Source organism: Cystobacter fuscus (assembly GCF_002305875.1).
GTDB lineage: Bacteria > Myxococcota > Myxococcia > Myxococcales > Myxococcaceae > Cystobacter > Cystobacter fuscus_A.
The window spans coordinates 5,425,442-5,443,983 of the sequence record NZ_CP022098.1 but is presented as its reverse complement, the minus strand read 5'-3'; the positions used below and the strand labels follow the sequence as shown (position 1 = coordinate 5,443,983).

Annotated in this window: 4 protein-coding genes; 3 read left to right on the top strand and 1 reads right to left on the bottom strand. The window is 68.5% G+C overall.

Translation table 11 applies throughout. The features are described 5' to 3' along the window. Positions 1 to 28: 28 nt before the first annotated feature. From CYFUS_RS22175 to CYFUS_RS22165, 3 genes are all read left to right on the top strand, one after another. Positions 29 to 442, top strand: coding sequence for a hypothetical protein (locus tag CYFUS_RS22175; RefSeq protein ID WP_157758588.1), 414 nt, complete (start codon positions 29 to 31; stop codon positions 440 to 442). A 142-nt stretch (positions 443 to 584) separates the two neighbouring features. Then, a complete protein-coding gene (locus tag CYFUS_RS22170; protein WP_232537710.1) occupies positions 585 to 2,756 on the top strand; it encodes a hypothetical protein in 2,172 nt (723 codons plus the stop codon). Next, positions 2,753 to 4,093 (top strand): hypothetical protein, encoded by a 1,341-nt coding sequence (locus CYFUS_RS22165; protein ID WP_095987038.1) that lies wholly within the window; start codon positions 2,753 to 2,755, stop codon positions 4,091 to 4,093. The genes CYFUS_RS22170 and CYFUS_RS22165 overlap by 4 nt, the downstream gene beginning before the upstream one ends. Positions 4,094 to 4,199: 106 nt before the next feature. On the opposite strand, the gene CYFUS_RS22160 is transcribed toward CYFUS_RS22165, so the two are convergent. Next, positions 4,200 to 18,146, bottom strand: a complete 13,947-nt coding sequence (locus CYFUS_RS22160) for a non-ribosomal peptide synthetase (protein ID WP_095987037.1) — start codon at positions 18,144 to 18,146, stop codon at positions 4,200 to 4,202. Positions 18,147 to 18,542: the final 396 nt, after the last annotated feature.

The window sequence follows — 18,542 nt, the reverse complement described above, 5'->3', positions numbered from 1 at the left end:
GCCCTTGCACCCCCGCTACGATGGTTTCATGACGTCCACTCTGCTGGTGCTGCTGTCCCAGCCACAACAGCCTGCGCTCTTCAGCGCTGGGGCCGTGCCTTCACTCGCGGCTTCAACGGTGGGTGGGTGGCGCAACCTGATGCAACGCCAACTGCACCTCTCCTTGGGCGCGAGGGTGTTTGGCAAGGGCCGGGTGAACGTGGACGGGCGCCTCGCCGCGCAACTGGCCCACCGCACCATGGAGGTGGCCCTGAATGGGCCGGCGTTGGGGCTGGGCCAACCAGAGGCACGCCACCTGTACTCGGGCCAGGTGCGCTGGCGCTTCAGCCGCACGCTGTATGCGCTGGCTGAGGGCGGCCCCCTGCTGTGCCCGCAGGCGGACGGGGCGCTGCGCCCAGCCGCCCACGCCCTCTTGGGGCTGGGGGTGGACCGTGCGCGCTGAGGCCTGGGCGCACGGGTGGGCGGCGCTGCTGGGGGCGGTGCTGCTCTCCACCGGCTGCGTCGCGCTGGCGCCGCGACCAGGCGGCAGCACCGCCGGCCTCCGCGCTCTGTCTACGTTAAGAGAGGCGGGGGGCAGTACACCCGTGCTTGGGGCGCCCTCCCCCTTTGCTTCCACGGAGGCGAGCGAGCAGGAGGCCCTCTTCTCCGCCAAGCCGGGCGAGCAGGAGCGGCTGCACCGCCGCCGCAGCGCCCGCGGGCTGGGCTCGGACGCAGCCCTGGCGAACTCGGGCGAAGCGCCCGCGTTTCAGGTGGCCAGCACGGGGGCCGCCCCGCAGGAGCCGCCCTCGTGCGGAGGGCAGGCCGTGCCCCCAGACTGGCCCGACTTGTCCTCCAGCCGAGAGGAGCTGCTGGCCCCCTTCCTCTCGTGCACCTCGCCCGGGGAAGTCCTCGCCCTCCAGGAGCGGGTGGACATGCCCCGCATTCTGGAGGCCCTGGACGACTGGCGCGCCGTGCGACTCGGCGCCCTGGGCCCACCGCGCGAGGACATTGCCCACCAGCTCAACGCGAAGCGCAAGTCCCTCCTCGTGAAGGCCCCTGAGGCCTATGGGCGCCTCAACGCGCAGGTGCTCGCCGTCTACAGCGTCGACTCCGCCTATGACGATGACTTGAGAGAGATTCTGTTCCTGCTGGCCCAGGACAAGCGGCTGGCAGAAACCCTCGCGCTGCTGCCCGCGTTTCAGGTGGCATTGGAGAAGCGGGGTCTGAAACCCACGGCCCGCGTGGATCGGGACTCCGAGCTCGGAGACCTGGGCCGGGGCCTGGTGCGAGCTGGGAAGGACGTGCTCTCCAGCTCACTCATGACCGGGGGCGGACGGGACTTCGCATTCCTCCCCATCCGACTCCAACTGCCGCCGGAGTACCAGGAGGCCCTCGCCACGGCCGAGCAGGAGTTGGTGCGCAAAGCCGCGGCGGACAGCATGGCGGTGAGTGCTTTTGATGACCTCACCTTTGGTGTGCCGCTGGGCGCCTACCACTCTGTCGCCACCACCCTCCATGGCGGGAAGTTGCTTTGGCGGGGAGAGCTGGAGGAGGGCGCGCGCGAGGTGGCTCCAGCACTGGTGCTGGGCCTCATCGCGGGTGGCAAAGGTCTGCGCAACCTCTCCAAGGCAGAAGGCGCCGCGGGTGTGCGCTTGCGCATCGCTTCCGGGGTTGAGGTCGCGGAAGCGCGCCTGCGGGCCGTGATGGAGACGGCGCAGCAGTTCAAAGGGGCGATGAGACTGGAGGGCCTGCGGGAGTTGGTGCGGGAGGTTCGAGCGAGCCGAGAGGCAGGCCGCTTCGTCGCCGTGGGCGGGGCCGACGCCGCGTTGGCGCTACATGAGGCCGGGGGAGATGTGGCCAGGGCTCGGCCGCTCATGTCCAGGGCGAAGCCCGGGGCTACGGGCTCCCAGCCCCTGAAGGCTGGCGCGGAGACCGGTGCCGGGGAGGCCGCACGCCCCTCCGCTACGAAGGCCGGTGCCGCAGGGCACCTGGGCACACTGGCCTCGCTCGTAGACGAGGGAGTCGGCCACACGCCGGCAGTGGTGGAGGCGAAGCTCGCGGCCGCGGAGCTCGAGGCCACGGGCCCGCGTCTCCCCAAGGACGTGGGCGTGCTGGAGAAGCACCGCCCCTCCCTCGACGCCCCGCCGCCCGAGGCCCGGGGCAACCCGCGCTGGCGCGAGTACGTCGACTACTACGAGAAGCGCCAGCGGGAGGTGGAGAAGGGCACGGCCGCCGAGGGCCCCCTCAAGTGGGAGCCCTACGAGCGGATGCGCGCGTGGTTTGCCCGGGGGATGGCCTTCGAGGCCGACATGGTGAAGCTGCTGAAGGCTGACGCGGAGAAGCCTCGGGCCCAGCGCAGCTTCCTCCGGGACTTCGACAAACCCCGCGTTGAAGTGCAGGTGGGCGTGAGGAAGCCGGGCCCCGGCCTGCGCTACGCGGATGTGCTCGTCATCGAAGAGGGCGAGCTCGGCGGGCGGCCACGGCGCGTGGAGACGTTCAGCTTCAAGAGCCGCGACCTCTCGGGGCTGGGGAGAGACGCTTTGACGGCGCAGATGGTTGAGGACGCGAGGGAAGCTCTGTCCAAGTACGGCGAGAGGCTGGACATCCGCCGGGACTCCCTCCAGCGCCTTCTCCCAGAGGGCAGCGAGGTGCCCGTCCACCGGGTTCGCCTTATCTATGAAGGGGGCGCGCTCAAGCCCACGAATCCAAACTACTTGAAAGCAGCCGTGATCGAAACCAAGAGAAAGGTTCTAGGAGTGGAGGTAATGTTCCAATGAAGGTGCTAGAGTTTCACAGCGTGAAGCCGGAGGACAGCCTCCTGCTAATCTTCAACGGTGCATTCAATCCACAAGCGGCACTCGAAAGCGAGCTGGAGCCTTTCCTCAACGCGCTTGAGAAGCACGCCGACGGGTGGATGCCGGACGTTGTCAACGGCAAGCGGCAACGCAAATACGCTCGCGCCGCCACTTGGAAGGCGCTGGAAGAGCGGCGCGATGGGGATAGCACGGCCCTTGGTCTCTATCGGACGAAGTGGCCCGCGCTGGACGGTCGGCTTTCGCTGTGGCTCCCACCACAGTCGCCTGAACTGGACCTCACCATCAACGTGAAGCCGCTCTCCTTCTTCGCGGAAGCGGATCGCTGCCGCCATTTCGTGGAGATGGTGCACGCCTGGGCCTCCCGCTACCCCGTCACTCATGCTTGGGCACACAGCAGTGATGACGCGGTGTTGGCGGGCTCTCCCAATTTCGGCCGCGATGACGAGACATTGTTCAGAGACGGTTTCGACAGAATCTACGAGGTGTGCTGGCTCAACGTCTTCGGCCCCAAGCTGGTGGAAACCGTGGGCCGCGAGCGCATGCTGTCCACACCGGCCCACCGGGTAGATGAATTGCCCAATGGTTCCGTCCTCCTGGTGACATGGCCCACCGTGGCGGATTTCGCCAGCAAGGAGGCACGGCGCGCACAGGCCCGCGCCCACGCCCACCTTCGGCCGGACCTGGACTTCGACACCATACTGCGCACCCTGGGCGAGCGTAGTGCGAGCCTCGCTCCTGTGGAGCCCCGCTTCCACCCGGACCTGGCCCCGCTCCTGTCGCGTGTAGTGAACCGCGCCGCCAGTCACGAGCGCCAACGCAGGATTGCCGAACTCAATGCGTGGCAGCCGCCCGAGCCCGAGGAGTGGCGCCCCGCCGACTGCGCCCTCCCCCCAGACATGGAGAGCCCAGAGCGCGCTCGCGAGCATTACAGCACCCTCGCGGAGCACCTCGTGGCGCTGCTGCACTCGGAGGTAGCCTCCGTTTTCGATGCAACGCCAGAGTCGCTCACGGACGCCGACTTCTACTTCTGGCGCGAGGAATTCCCGAAGAGCCGCCTGCGGGAAGCCATCGACGAGCACGCGGTGCCCGCTATTGGCGCATACCTGGGTGAGGTACTGGTGCGCCACCTCGGTGGCCGGTGGATACCGCGCCAGAAGCTCGAAGAGGCTCAGGTGCTCGTGGGCAACCGCGTCTGGTTGCCCTTCCTTCGGGCTCGCCGCTACATGACCTCGCGACAGGCGCTCCTGGACTACTCCCTTACTCAGCTCTACCGCGCAGCCGAGCGGCACCGCGGCTGACAATTCCGTTCGGAGGACGGAGGTTCGGGGCGCGCGGTGGAGCTGTGGCATGTCTGGCATGGGTGCCGATCAGGTCGTCGTCTCCCGATCGGCACCCTGCCCTGCATCAAGCGGCTTTTCCCGCGCCGCCCACCAGTCGCTCCAGCCCCAGGATGGTCGGCTCGCGGTAGAAGTCCTTCAGCACCACCCGGGCGCCAATCCGCTGAGCGATCAACGTCAAGAGTTGGATCGCCTTGAGTGACTGACCCCCCAGGATGAAGAAGTCGTCGCCAATACCGACGTTCTCGACGTGCAGCACCTCACGGAAGATCTCCGCGAGCGTGTGCTGCAGCGGGTTCTGGGGCGGCAGGGTCTGGCCGCCCTGCCACGAAACCTCGGGGAGCTTCCGCTCGTCGATCTTGCCGCCAGGAGTCCGCGGCATCGTCGCGATGAAGCAGAGTTGCTCCGGCACCATGTACTCGGGCAGGGAGTCCGCCAGGAACTTACGAATCTCCCGCGTCCCCAGCGGAGCCCACGCCGGTCCCTGGTAGGACTCGGCGAAGTGCTGGTACCAGATGCTCGGCTCGTCGTACTCGCCGACCCCCTTCTCCAGGTCCATGTGCACGGGGTGCATCCCGCCGGGGACGTGGTAGTCGCCAGAAGTCGGGAACTTCATCCCCGTCCAGCCCTCCCACTGGCTCACCGAGCCGACCACGCGCTGCGACCGGTTCTCGATACGCAGCGGCCGTCCGCCCACGCGCTCGTGAATGCGCAGCCAGGCATCCTCCGGCAGACCATCGGGACGACGCGCCTCGCACCAGGCCGCGAAGCTCAGGTCGGGACGGCTGCTCTTGCCCGTGGGCCGCACCGGCACGATGGCACGCGCCAGCCCCAGCCCGCGCGCCAACGCCTTGAAGGCTTCCAGCACGCTGCTCGCCAGGCCGCGGCTCTGGTACGCGGGGATGACCACGCCCGTCAGGATGAGCAGGGTATCGGGTGCCACCGCCTTGTCCGCCGACAAAGCCTCGCCCAGCGCGGCACTCCAGCCCGGCGGCAGACTGGACACCTCTCCGGACCAGCGCAAGGGCACGGCATTGCCCGCGGCGACGACCTGGTCCGCCTCGTTGACCAGCGCGAACTGGTACTCCGGGAACTCGGTCCAGATGCGCGGCCAGAGCTGCTTGACCGACGTGTCTCCGGCGAAGAACTCAGGCCAGGACTCGAGGTGCGCCGCCTCCATCTGGCGCAACAGCTCCGGACGCTGCGCCAGCGTGAAGAGCCGATAGGTCTCTCCCATGGCGACGAAGCCGTTGCACGCCGCGCTCAGCTCGATGTGGGCCACGAGCCGCTCGCTGCCGCTGTCGAGGTCCACCGCCCTGACCACGCAGCTCGAGATGGAGGGATGGGCCCCCAGCCGTGCGTTGATCTCCTCCAGCTCGACGCGGTTGCCGCGAACCTTGACCTGCTTGTCGCTCCGACCCTGGTAGTAGACCGTGCCCTCGGCGTCGTACTTGCCGAGGTCACCCGTGCGGTAGAGCCGCAGCGACCCCGTCCCGTCCAGCGAGTGCTGGAGGAACACCTCGGCGGTGCGCCGCGGGTCACCCAGGTAGCCGCGCGCCAGACCGGGCGACGCCACGTAGATGTCGCCCGTCACCCCAACCGGAACCGGACGCAGGCGCCGGTCCAGGATGAACATGCGCGCGTTGCCGATGGGCCGCCCGATGGGAACGATGGAGCCCTCGAAGTCGCGGCTGCAATCGAACGTCGAGGCATCGACCGTCACCTCGGTCGGGCCGTAGTGGTTCATCAGCCGCCCACGGAAGGTGCGCAGCAGCTTGTCGCGCACCTCGCGGTGGAGCGCGGCGCCACCGACGATGGTCAGCCGCAGCCGCTCCGGTTCGGCGAACAGCCCGGCGGCGCGAGCGTCCGCCACGGCGGCCAGGAAGAGCGGCACGCCCTGGAGCACGGACACGCCCTGCTCCACCAGGAGCTGTCCCACCTGGGTGGGATCATTGCGCTGCTCGCTGGACGCGACGGCGATGCGGGCGCCGGACACCAGCGGCCAGAAGATCTCCACGATGGAGGCATCGAACACGTACGAGCTCGTCATCAGGACGCAGTCCGTCCGCTCCAGCCCATACTGCCGCTGCAGGAACTCCAGGTAGTTCACCAGGCCGCGATGCTCGATCTCGATGCCCTTGGGCAGACCGGTGGTGCCCGAGGTGTAGATGACGTAGGCCACGTCCCCGGGGGTGGCCCGCACCTGGACCAGCGGCTGCTGCTCGGAGGCGAGGCTCCAGGTGTCCGCGCTGTCCAGGCACAGGAGGTCCACACCGCTCCCAGCCAGCCGGCCGCGGTGGGAAGAGACCGTGACCACCTGGCGGATGCCCGCATCGGCCAGGATGGCCCGGATGCGCGCCTCGGGGTAGTTGGGAAGCAGCGGGACGTAGGCCGCCCCACTCCGAAGGACGCCCAACAGGCTCGCGAGCAGCTCGAACGAGGGCTCGAGCAGGACGCCGACACGCTCGCCCTGGCTCACGCCTCGCGCGACGAGCTCGCCGCCAATCTGGTCCGCCCGGCGCTGGAGCTGCGCGTAGGTGTAGCGGCGCTCACCCTCGACCACGGCGATGTCCTCGGGGACGGCCGCGGCGCGCTGGGCGAACAGGTGCGCGACCGTCATGTCCTGCTGGAACGGCACCTGCGCCGGGTTGAACCCGGTGAGGAGCCGTTGCACCTCGGCCCGAGGCATCAGCGCGTAGTCCCACAGCGACTGGTCCGGAGCGGTCAGGACCTCGTTCACCAGGGAGATGAACTCGCGCAGCATGCGCTGGGCGGTCGGCCGCTTGAACAGCCCCGAGTTGTAGTTGAGCGCCAGCGAGATGTCGTCGCCGAACTGGTCCACCACGAAGGTGAGGTCGAACCTCGCCGTGGTCCACTCCGCGCCATGCATCCGCTCGTCGAGCGAGATCTTCATCCCCTCCAGATGGAAGTTGTCGAGGATGGAGGTCTTGTTGTTCTGCACCCCGTACATGACCGAGAACAGCCGGGGCCGCGACAGATCCTTGGGGAGCGGGAGCTGCTCGATGAGCAGGTTGCTCGGGTAGCGGTGGTGCTCGTAGCCCTCGATGGACACCGAGGACATCTGGCGGAGCAGCTCGCTGAACTTCATCTGCTCGTTCATGCGCGCGCGCAGCGGCAGCGGCGTGGCGAACAGCCCCAGCGTCTCCCGGAGTGCCTCGTCATCGCGGTTGGCGATCGGCGCGCCAATCACGATGTCGTCGTCGCCGGTGATCCGGTACAGGTAGGTATCCAGCACCGCGAGCAGGAACATGAACAGCGTCACGTTGTGCTCGCGCAGGTAGCTCTGGATCTTCGCCGCCGTCTCGCGCTCGAACCACGCGTCCACGGTGCTGCCCTCGTACGTGAGGACGGCGGGCCGCGGGTAGTCCGTGGGCAGGGATAGCGCCGGGGGAACGGTCTCGAACTGCCGCAGCCAGTAGGCCTTGGCCTGCTCGAACGCCCCGTCGCGCACCGCCTCGTGCATCCGCTGGGCGTAGTCGAGGTAGCCCACCCGAGGCCCCGGCAGGGCGGGCCGCTGTCCGGTGGCCAGCTGGTTATAGAGCTGGCCGAACTCCTTGATCATGTTGATCGTGGAGGTCTCGTCCCAGACGATGTGGTGGATGACGAAGACCAGCATGTGGCGCTGGTTCGGATACGTGACCAACCGGGTGCGGAAGATCGGACCGGTGCGCAGGTCGAAGAGCTGGTTGCCCAGCCCGTCCGCCACGTGCTCGGCGTCATCCGGGACCTCGGCGGCCGGGATGTGGCGACGGTCGACGAAGACGTCCGCGGCATCGAGCTGGATCGGAGCGCCCAGCTTCTGCACCGGCTTGCCATCCTGGTAGTCGAAGCAGGCGCGGAACACCTGGTGCCTGTCGATGAACTGGTTCCAGGCCTCCAGGTACGCCTCGCGGTTGAGCTCCCCGTCCAGGAACAGCGTCAAGGTGATGTTGTAGACCGGCGACTCCGGATCGAGCGCGTACGCGTACCACTCCGGAATCTGCTGCGGCGCCAGGTCGTAGACGTCGCGAGGCGCCACCTGCGTGAGCGTGCCGAAGTCCAGCTCGACCTGGGCCAGCTGTCCCGAGCCCTTCGAGGCCCCACGCAGCCGATCGATCTGCTCGGCGTACTCGCCCAGGATGGGCGACTCGAAGATCACGCGCAGCGGGATGTCGAGCTGGAAGGCCTTCTTCGCCTTGGTCGTCATCTCCGCGGCGGCCAGCGAGTGGCCACCGAGGGAGAAGTAGTTGTCGTCCAGACCCACGGAGGCCACGCCGAGCAGCTGCGACCAGATCTCCGCCAGGCGCCGCTGGGTGTCGGTGACCGGAGGACGGTGCTGGTGCGCCTCGCTCTGGGCGTTGCCCGTCGGAGGCGGCAGCGCCTTGCGATCCAGCTTCCCGTTGTCGGTGAGCGGGAACTCGTCGAGGAAGACGAAGTCCGTGGGCACCATGTACTCGGGCACCCGCTCCTGCAGGTGCAGGAGGACGTTGGAGAGCAGCGGCGCGGGCTTCACCCGGGAGACCATGTACGCCACCAGGCGGGTGTAGGCAGCCCCCTCGGAGAACGCCTTCACCACGGCATCCTTGATCTGCGGGTGCTCGCGCAGCGCCGTCTCGATCTCTCCGATGTCGATGCGCCGGCCGCGCAGCTTGATCTGATGATCCAACCGCTCCAGGAACACCAGGGAGCCATCGTCGAGGTAGCGCACCCGGTCGCCCGTCCGGTACATGCGCGCACCCGGGACGGTGGAGAACGGATCCGGCACGAAGACCCTGGCCGTCCGCTCCGGATCGCTGCTGTAGCCGCGACCCACACCCAGTCCGCCGATGCACAGCTCGCCCGCCACGCCCACGGGCACCGGACGCAGCGAGTCATCGAGGACGTAGATCTTGTGGTTCTGCAGCGTGCCGTTGATCGGCATGTACGTCAGGTTGTGAGTGGGCGCGGACGGGATGCGGTGATGGCACGAGTCATCCGAGCACTCGGTGAGCCCGTACATGTTCATCATCGGGATGCGCGGCCACAGCGCGAACCAGCGGTGGCACAGATCCGGCGGCAGCCCCTCGCCGTTCATGATGAGCCAGCGCAGCGACGACAGGTCGTACACGCCCGGCGCCGACTCCAGCTCCGCCAGCATCGCCTTCATGTGCGCCGGCACCGACTGGATGACGGTGATGCGCTCGCGCTGGATCTTCCCGAACAGGCTCTTCGGATCCCACGCGTCATCGCCCGTCAGGACGGCCGTCCTGCCGCCCATGAGGAGCGAGGAGAACATCTGCCAGATGGAGACATCGAACGTCTGGACGGCGATCTGCGCCACCACGTCCTGCTCGCCGATGCCCAGGTCGAGCGCCTTGGCGAACAGGTGGTTGATCATGCCGTGGTGGTGCAGCATCGCGCCCTTGGGCACGCCCGTCGAACCCGACGTGAAGATGACGTAGGCGAGCTGCGCCAGGTCGGTCCGCACTTCGGGCGCGGTGCGCGGCGCCGTCTCGGGGAGCTGCTCGAGAACCAGCACCTGCGACTCGGGGAAGAAGCTGGAGGCCTTCTCGGCGTGGGCCTGGGAGGCGATGGTGAACCGCGCTGCTCCCAGCTCGAGCATGCTGGCGGTGCGACGCTCGGGATGAGCGAGGTCCACCGGCATGTACGCGCCGCCGGCCTTCCACACGCCGAGGATAGAGGCCATGTAGTCCAGCCCGCGATCCAGCATCAACGAGACCACCGACTCCGGCTTCAGGCCCCGCTGGAGCAGCGTATGGGCGATCTGATTGGCCCGAGCATCCAGCTCCGCATACGTGAGGCTCCGCCCATTGCAGACGACGGCGACACGATCGGCATACTTCCGAGCACGCTGGGCGAACAGCTCGTGGAAGCACGCCAGCTCCGGCAGGGGCTTGTCGGTCTGGTTGCGCTCGACCACCTCCGCGCGCATGGCGGCCTCGCTCATGAGGGGGTAGTCCTCGAGCTGCCGTCCCATGTCTTCCGTCACGCCGCGCAGCACGTGGACCCAGCCCTCGTGCAGCCGCTCGACGGTGGAGCGCTTGAACAGGTCGGTGTTGTACTCCCACTCGCCCTCGACGAGCCCCTCGGTCTCCCACAGCGCGAGCAGCAGGTCGAACTTGGCCGTGCGCGACTCGTAATCGAAGTGCTGGGACTCGACGCCCGGCATGGACACCTTGGCGCCGAAGAGGTTGTGCAGGACGAACATCACCTGGAACAACGGGTTGGTCCCGGCATCGCGGTGAGGCAGCACCTCCTCGACGATGCGCTCGAAGGAGACGTCCTGGTTGTCGTAGGCCTCCAGCGTCCGCTTGCGGACCTGTGCCAGCAGCTGCCGGAAGGTCTGCCGCTCGGAGAGGTCCACGCGAAGGACGAAGGTGTTGATGAAGCAGCCGATCAACCCCTCGAGCTCCGGACGGCTGCGGCCCGCGATGGGCGAGCCGATGGTGATGTCCCGGCTGCGCGCGACGCGGTGGAGCAGCGTGGCCAGCGCGGCCTGGAGGACCATGTAGAGGGTGACGCCCTCCCGCTGGCAGAGCGCCTGGATGGCCGTGGACAGCTCCCGACCCAGAGAGAACGGCAGCTTGGCGCCATGGTGGCTCTGCATCCGCGGGCGCGGGAAATCGAGCGGCAGCTCCAGGTAGGGCACTTCCTTGCCGAGCACCTCGCGCCAGTACTGGAGCTGGCGGTCGAACAGCGCTCCATCCACCTGCCGGCGCTGCCAGGCCGCGTGGTCGTAGCTCTGGATGGGCAGCGGGGGCAGCTGGGGCGCACGCCCCTCGAGGAAGGCCGCGTAGCACTCCCCCACTTCCTGGATGAAGATGCCCATGGACCACCCATCGCAGATGATGTGGTGCATGTTCAGGAAGAGGACGTGGCTGTCGGGGGCGAGCCGGAACAGGGTGATCCGGAAGAGCGGCAGCTTGCTCAGATCGAAGGTGCGCTCGGCCTCGTGCTCGATGCGGTGACGCGCCTCCTGCTCCGGCTCCGCCACGGCTTGCAGGTCCACGAGGTCGACGACGAAGTCCACCTGCTCGTGGATGCGCTGGTAAGGCACGCCGTCCACCGTGAAGAAGGAGGTGCGCAGCGACTCGTGCCGCCGCATCACCGCCCGCAGGCTCTTCTCGAGCCGGGCCACGTCCACGTGTCCCTGGAGCCGCAGGGCGTAGTGGACATTGTAGCTGGAGTCCTCGGGGTTCAGCTCGTTGAGGAACCAGAAGCGCTGCTGGCCGAAGGACAGCTCCAGCTTCTCCCCGCGAGGCACCGGCACCAGCAGCTCCCGGGCCGACTCCGCCCCGAGGGCCTGCGCGCCCAGCGCCTGCACCGTGAAGTCCGCGATGGTGGGGTACTGGAACAGGCTGCGCAGCGGCAGCTCACGCTGGAAGCGATCGCGCACGCGGGCGATCACCTGCGTGGCCATGAGCGAGTGGCCGCCCAGGTCGAAGAAGTTGTCGTGGATGCCCACGCGCTCGACCTTCAGCACCTCGGCCCACACCTCGGACAGGTACGTCTCCAGCTCGTTGCGCGGAGCCACGAAGGACTCCCCGCCCCGCATCTGCTCGCGGGTGGGCACGGGCAGCGCCTTGCGGTCGATCTTTCCGTTCCGGTTGAGCGGGAAGCTCTCCATCACCATGAAGATGCCAGGCACCATGTAGCTGGGGAGCTGGCCCCGCAGCTTCGTCTTCAGCTCCTCGATCAGCTCGGCGGCGGGCGCGGTGGACACCACGTAGGCCACGAGCTGCTTGTCCGCGCCCTCCTTGCCGCGCGCCAGCACCACCGTCTGCTGGACCTTCTCGTGCTCGGCGATGCGCGACTCGATCTCGGACAGCTCGACGCGGTAGCCACGAACCTTGACCTGATCATCCAGGCGGCCCAGGAAGTCGAGCTGCCCCTCGAGGGTGTACTTGCCGATGTCGCCCGTCTTGTAGAAGCGGGCGCCGCGCACCGCGCCGAAGGGGTCCGGGATGAACACCGAGGCGGTCAGCTCGGGGCGGTTGAAGTAGCCGCGTCCGACGGCGACGCCGCCGATGTACAGCTCGCCCGAGACGCCGACGGGCGCGAGCTGCAGCTCCCGGTTGAGCGCGTAGACCTGCATGTTGCCCACGGGCCGGCCAACTGGCAGGCGATCCAGCTCACGCGACGCGTATCCATCCAGCGTCACCGCGGAGACGTCGTCCGAGCACTCGGTGGCACCATAGGTGTTGTAGAGCGGGATGCGCGGATACAGCGAGACCCAATCCCGGAGCATCTCCGGAGGCAGCGTCTCCGCGTTGGACACCACGGCGCGCAGGCGAGACAGCTTGCCCTGCCACCCGGCATCCCCGTGGATGACCTGCATGAGGGCGCGCAGCAGCGACGGCACCACCTCGATGACCGTGAGGCCATGCCGCTCCAACTCCACATAGAGGCGCGCCGGATCCTTCGCCACCTCGTCCTTGAAGACGTTGGTCGTACCGCCGACGAGCAGGGCGGACAGGAACTGCCACACCGAGATGTCGAAGCACTGCGAGGCGTCCTGCAGCATGACGTCCTCGGGGCCGAGCCCGAGGACGAGGATCTTGCTGTACAGGTGATTGAGCATCCCCCGCTGGTCGATCATCGCCCCCTTGGGAACGCCCGTGGTGCCCGAGGTGAAGATGACGTAGGCGAGGTTCCCCGGCTGGCTCCGAGGTGCCGGGTCGTGCTCCTCGTGGGACGCCGCGAGGATGTCGTCCAGGAAGTAGAGCGCGGGCGACTTCTCGCCCATGGCCTGGGCGGCCGCGCGAGCCTCCTTCTCGAGGGCACGGCCACACAGCAGGATGCGGCTGCCGCTCTGCTCCAGCAACTGCGCATGCCGCGCGGTGGGGTGGCGCGGATCCAACGGCAGGTACGCCCCACCCGCCTTGAACACGCCCAGCATCAGCGTGAGGAAGTCGATGCCGCGCTCGTCCAACAGGGACACCAGCGACTCGGCCTCGACGCCCTTGGAGATCAGGAAGTGGGCCAGCCGGTTGCTCCGGCGGTTCAGCTCGTCGTAGGTCAGCCGCTCGTCGCCGCACACGACCGCCGTGGCCCGCGGGTTCGCCGCGACCTGCTTCTCGAAGACGGCGGCGAACGCCGTCTGGATCCGGAAGTCGACGGTGCTCTCGTTCCAGTCCTTCAGGATGAGCTTCCGCTCCGCCTCGGGCAACAGGGGGAGCCGCAGCAGGGAGGACTCGGGCGTCTCGACGATGCTGGCCAGCAGCGTCTGGAAGTGGCCGGTGAAGCGCGCCACCGTCGCGGCATCGAACAGGCGGGTGCTGTACTCGAAGGCCGCCTGGAGCTGGCCCTCCTCCTCCCACATCTCCAGCTGCAGGTCGAACTTGGCCGTGGTGGTGCGGGTGTCGAACGGAGCCGTCCTCACGCCCGGCAGCGCCAGCCGCCACGCGCGGGTGTTCTGGAACGCGAACATCACCTGGAATAGCGGGTTCTGGCTGATGTCACGCTCGGGCTGCACCTCCTCCACCAGCTTCTCGAACGGCAGCTCCTGGTGGTCGAAGGCCTCCAGCGTGTGCTGGCGGACCCGGCGCAGCAGCTCCCGGAACGAGGGCCGCTGGGAGAGATCCGTCCGCAGCACCAGCGTGTTGACGAAGCAGCCGATCAGCTCCTCCAGCTCGGACCTGCCGCGGCCGGCCACCGGCGTGCCGACGGTGATGTCCTCGCTGCCCGAATAGCGGTGCAGCAGGACGTTGAAGGCCGCGAGCAGGAACATGAAGAGCGAGGTGTCCTCGCGCTCGCACAGGGCCTTGATGCCCGCCACCGTCTGGGGATTGATGGTGAAGCCGAGCCGCGCGCCACTCCCACTGCTGGCGGTCCGCACCGCGGGCGCCGGCCTGTCCGTGGGGAGCTGGAGCAGCTGCACCGGCTGGGCGAAGACCGAGCGCCAGTAGGCGATGTCCCCCGCCAGCTCACCGGACTCCAGGCGCTGCGTCTGCCACGCCGCGTAGTCATGGTAGTGGATGCGCAGCGGGCGCAGCTCGGCCTGGGCGCCACGGACCTGCGCGGAGTAGAGCTGGCCCAGCTCCTCGACGAACAGCGCGATGGACCAACCATCCACGAGGATGTGGTGCAGGCAGACGCCGAGCACGTAGCGATCGCTCGCGATGCGCACCAGGTTGATCCGCACCAGTGGGCGCGAGAAGTCGAACGGCTTCGCCGCCTCGAGCTCCAGCAGCCGGCGCGCCTCATCGAGCGGCGACCCGGCCGCGCTCACGTCCAGGCGGCCGAGCTGGACATCGACGCGCTCGTGGATCACCTGGTACGGAACGCCGCGGATGTCACCGAACGTGGTCCGCAGGCCCTCGTGGCGCTCGAAGACGGCCTGAAGGCTCCGCTCCAAGAGCGCGATGTCGAGCGCACCCTCCAGCAGGAGCGCGCCAGCGACGTGGTAGGAGGTATCCGAGGGATCGAGCTGCTGGACGAACCACAGCCGCTTCTGCGCGTAGGACAGCGCGAGCTGGCCCTCGCGGGACGCACGCGGGATGGCGGTGGAGGACGTGCGGCGCTCGAGCGACGCGAGGCTGCGGGCGAACTCCTCCAGCGTGGGGTACTGGAACAGGTGGCGCAGCGGCACCTCGCAACCGAAGTGCTCGCGCACCCGCGAGATGACCTGGGCAGCCAACAGGGAGTGACCACCGAGCGCGAAGAAGTCCGCGCGCGCCCCCACCCGCTCCACCCCGAGCACGGACTGCCAGATGGCGGCCACCGCGCGCTCGGCCTCGTCACGCGGCGCGACGAAGTCCAGCTCCGCCACCTGAGCCGTGGCGGAGCGCGCCACGAGGGCCTTCACATCCAGCTTGCCCACCGCGGTGAGCGGCAGTGCGTCGAGCTGGACGTACAGGTGAGGCACCATGTACGCCGGAAGCACCTCACCGAGATGGTGGCGCAGGGCCTCGGGAGAGGACTCCGGTGAGCCTGCCTGGGCCGGAACGACGTAGGCCACCAGGCGCCGGCCGCCCATTCCGTCGTCGGGCGCCAGCACCACGGCCTGGCGGATCGCCGGGTGGGCACGCAGGTGCATCTCGATGTCACCCAGCTCGATGCGCGCCCCGCGCACCTTGACCTGCTGGTCGCGGCGCCCGAGGAACTCGAGTTGACCGTCCACGTTCCACCGGGCGATGTCCCCGGTGCGGTAGAGACGCGCTCCGGGCTCGGTGCCGAAGGGATCCGGAATGAAGCGCTCCGCCGTCCACTCCGGCCGGTTGATGTAGCCGCGCCCCACCCCGATGCCACCGATGTACAGCTCACCGGCAACGCCAATCGGCGCCAGCCGCAGCTCGCCGTCCAGGATGTACACGGTGCTGCCCGTGCGCGGCTGGCCGATGGGAACGCGGGACTGCTCCGCTGGGGGCGGGGTCATCACGTCGTGGATCGTCGCGACGTCGGTGCACTCGGAAGGCCCATAGGCGTTCTGCAGCGGGATGCCGGGGAAGCGCGCCAGCCACCGCCGACAGACCTCGACGGGCAACGTATCGCCGCCCACCACCACGCGCCTCAAGGCGAGCGGCGCCGCCTGGGCCGTGTTCAGCAGCGCGTCGAGCAGCGCCGGCACCACGTCGATCAGCGTGATTCGCCGCTCGACCAGGGCGCCGTACAGGCGCTCGGGCTCACCCGCCTCGTCGTCGGAGAGGATGTGCACCTGTCCGCCCACCAGCAGGGGGGCCAGGAACTGCCAGGTCGTGGCATCGAAGATGTGAGGAGCGTGCTGGGCGACGCGATCCCCGGCGCCCAGGCCGATCTGCCCCACGAAGGCCTGGCAGTGATGGCTGAGGCTCCGGCGCTCCACCAGCGTGCCCTTGGGAACGCCCGTCGTGCCGGAGGTGAAGACGACGTAGGCCAGGCTGGAGGGAGGGACGCTCACGCCCGGGTTGTGGGCCCGCGTCTGCTCGCGGGACAGGGACTCGATGAGGTGCAGCGGCACCTGGGAGCCCGCCGCGGCCAGGGCGCCCCGCGCGTGCTCGGCGAGCGGCTGCGTGCACAGCACGGCCCAGGGGGCGCTCTCCTCCAGCACCCGAGCCAGCCGGCTGGCGGGCTGCCGCGGATCGAGGACGAGGTAGGCGCCTCCCGCCTTGAGGACACCCAGCAGGGTCGCCAGGAAGGAGACCTCGCGCGGGGCCAGGATGGCGACCACGCGATCCGCCGACAGTCCCGAGGCCAACAGGGTATGGGCCACCTGATTGGCGCGCTCGTTCAACTGCCGGTACGTGAGCGACTCCTCGCCACAGCTCACCGCCAGCGCCGAGGGGGTGCGCTCCACCTGCGCTTCGAAGGCGCTGATGACATCCGGCACCGGCTGCGCCGCGGGCGGGTTCCAGGCGGCTCGCACGAGCCGCTCCTCCCCTTCCGGCAGCAGCTCCAGCCGAGAGATCTCCAGGTCCGGCGTCCGCACGATGGACTCGAGCAGCAGCCGGTAATGCTCCAGCATCCTGCTCACCGTGCTCTCGGTGAACAGGTCGGCGCGGCACTCCAGGGTGGCGATCAGACCCTGCTGCTGCTCGGTGACGGCGAGATCCAGGTCGAACTTCGCGGTGCGGCTCTCGGTGAGGCACTGGCGCAGGTGGAGCCCGCCCGGCACGGCCTCCTCCTCGCTCTCGAGCAGCCGGTTGACGGTGAACATCACCGAGAACAGCGGCGCCCGACCAGACTTCTGGTCCGAGCGCAGGGCCGCGACGAGCCGCCCGAGCGGCACGTTCTGATGATCCAGGGCCTCCAGGACCGAGCGCCGGGTCCGCTCCAGCAGGGTGCGGAAACCAGGGCGTCCGGAGGTGTCCGCCCGGAGGATCAGCGTATCGGCGAAGAAGCCGATGAGCGGCTCCAGCTCGCGGCGAGGCCGTCCGGCGACGGGCGTACCAATGAGCAGATCCGTCTGCCCGGAGTAGCGGTGGAGCAGGACCTCGAAGGCGGACAGGAGGAGGACGAAGAGGGTCGTCTCCTGCTGCGTAGCCAACGCCCGGAGCTTCTGGGCGAGCGCGTCCGGGAGGCGCAGCGACTTCGTCACTCCCGCGCTTCCCTCGATGGACGGCCGGGAGCGATCCGTGGGCAGCTCCAGGATGGGCAGCTCACCGGACAGCTTGTCGAGCCAGTAGCGCAGCGAGCGCTCCTGCTGGTGCCCCTGCAAGAGTCGTCGCTGCCAGCCCACGTAGTCCGAGTACTGCACGGGCAGTGCCGGCAACTCCCCCACCCGGCCCGAGACCAGCAGGGACAACTCACGCATGAAGACGGAGATGGAGCCGCCGTCGGCGATGATGTGGTGGATGCCGAGGACGAGCGCCCGCTGCTCCTGCCCCAGCTCGATCAGCGAGAGCCGCAACAACGGCGCGCGCTTCAAGTCGAAGGGTCGCTGCTCCTCGGCGGCGACCAGCTCGCGCAGCCGCTGCTCCTGCTCCGCGGCCGGTACGGCGCTCAGGTCGACCACCGGCACGCTCAGGTGCAACTCCGGCAGGACGCGCCGGAAAGGCACGCCTCCCTCCACGCCGAACACGGTGCGCAGCGACTCGTGCCGCCGGACGATCTCATTCACCGCGCGCTCCACCGCCTCGGCGGTGAGCGGGCCTGTCACACGGGCGGCGCCGGCCAGGTTGTAGGCCGTGCTGTCCGGATCCAACTGGTGCAGGAACCACAAACGCTCCTGCGCGAGCGACAGCGCGAGGCCCTGGCTTCCCTGCTCGCCGGCCGACGGAGTCAGGGCCGGCACATCCTCGCCCACATACACCTGATGGGTAATCTCCTCCGCCACTGCCCGGAGGGTCGCCCCCGACAACAGCACGGTGGCGGGGAGATCGACCCCGATCTCCGATTGGATCAGGTTCTTCAGCTCCATGGCCCGCAGCGAGTCCAACCCGTAGGACGACAGCGAGGTGTCACTGGTGACCTGAAGGAAGCTCACCCGGAACAGGCTGGCGACCAGGCTCTTGAGAGCGCTGTCCACCAGCTCCAGGGTTTCCGGTTGCGGCTTCTCGCGCAGGACGCTGATCAGGGAGGGGGAGTCGAGGTTCATGGCGTGGGGCGCTCCATCCAAGCTTGGCGCGTAGGCTGAGAGGTCTCAGGTCCGTCCAGACTTCAATTATTGATGTACTTCCAGGCACTCCCTGCGATGCCTCGTCGCCCAGGCGCATGAGTGCCCGAGGAGTAGGTCATCGTGAGGGGCGAGCCGCGGCGTACGAGGGTGTGACCGCGAAGTTCACTCAGGGGCCGGTGCGCAACACGGCCGCACCCAACGACGCGCCCGCGATGGCCACCATGGCGGGGGTCGGCGGCGTTACCGTATCGCTCAGCAAGTCGATCAGGACGCACCTTCAACTTCAAGCCACCAGCGGCAGTCGTCACAATGGGAATTCATGGGAGTTCGCGTTTTTACAATGCACTCCCCGTTCGGGCAAGAGTCGGAGGGGAG

Bases quoted from the DNA above. Each gene is read 5' to 3' on its own strand.
- CYFUS_RS22160 (WP_095987037.1), bottom strand. From the start codon at position 18,146: ATGAACCTCGACTCCCCCTCCCTGATCAGCGTCCTGCGCGAGAAGCCG.
- CYFUS_RS22165 (WP_095987038.1), top strand. From the start codon at position 2,753: ATGAAGGTGCTAGAGTTTCACAGCGTGAAGCCGGAGGACAGCCTCCTG.
- CYFUS_RS22175 (WP_157758588.1), top strand. From the start codon at position 29: ATGACGTCCACTCTGCTGGTGCTGCTGTCCCAGCCACAACAGCCTGCG.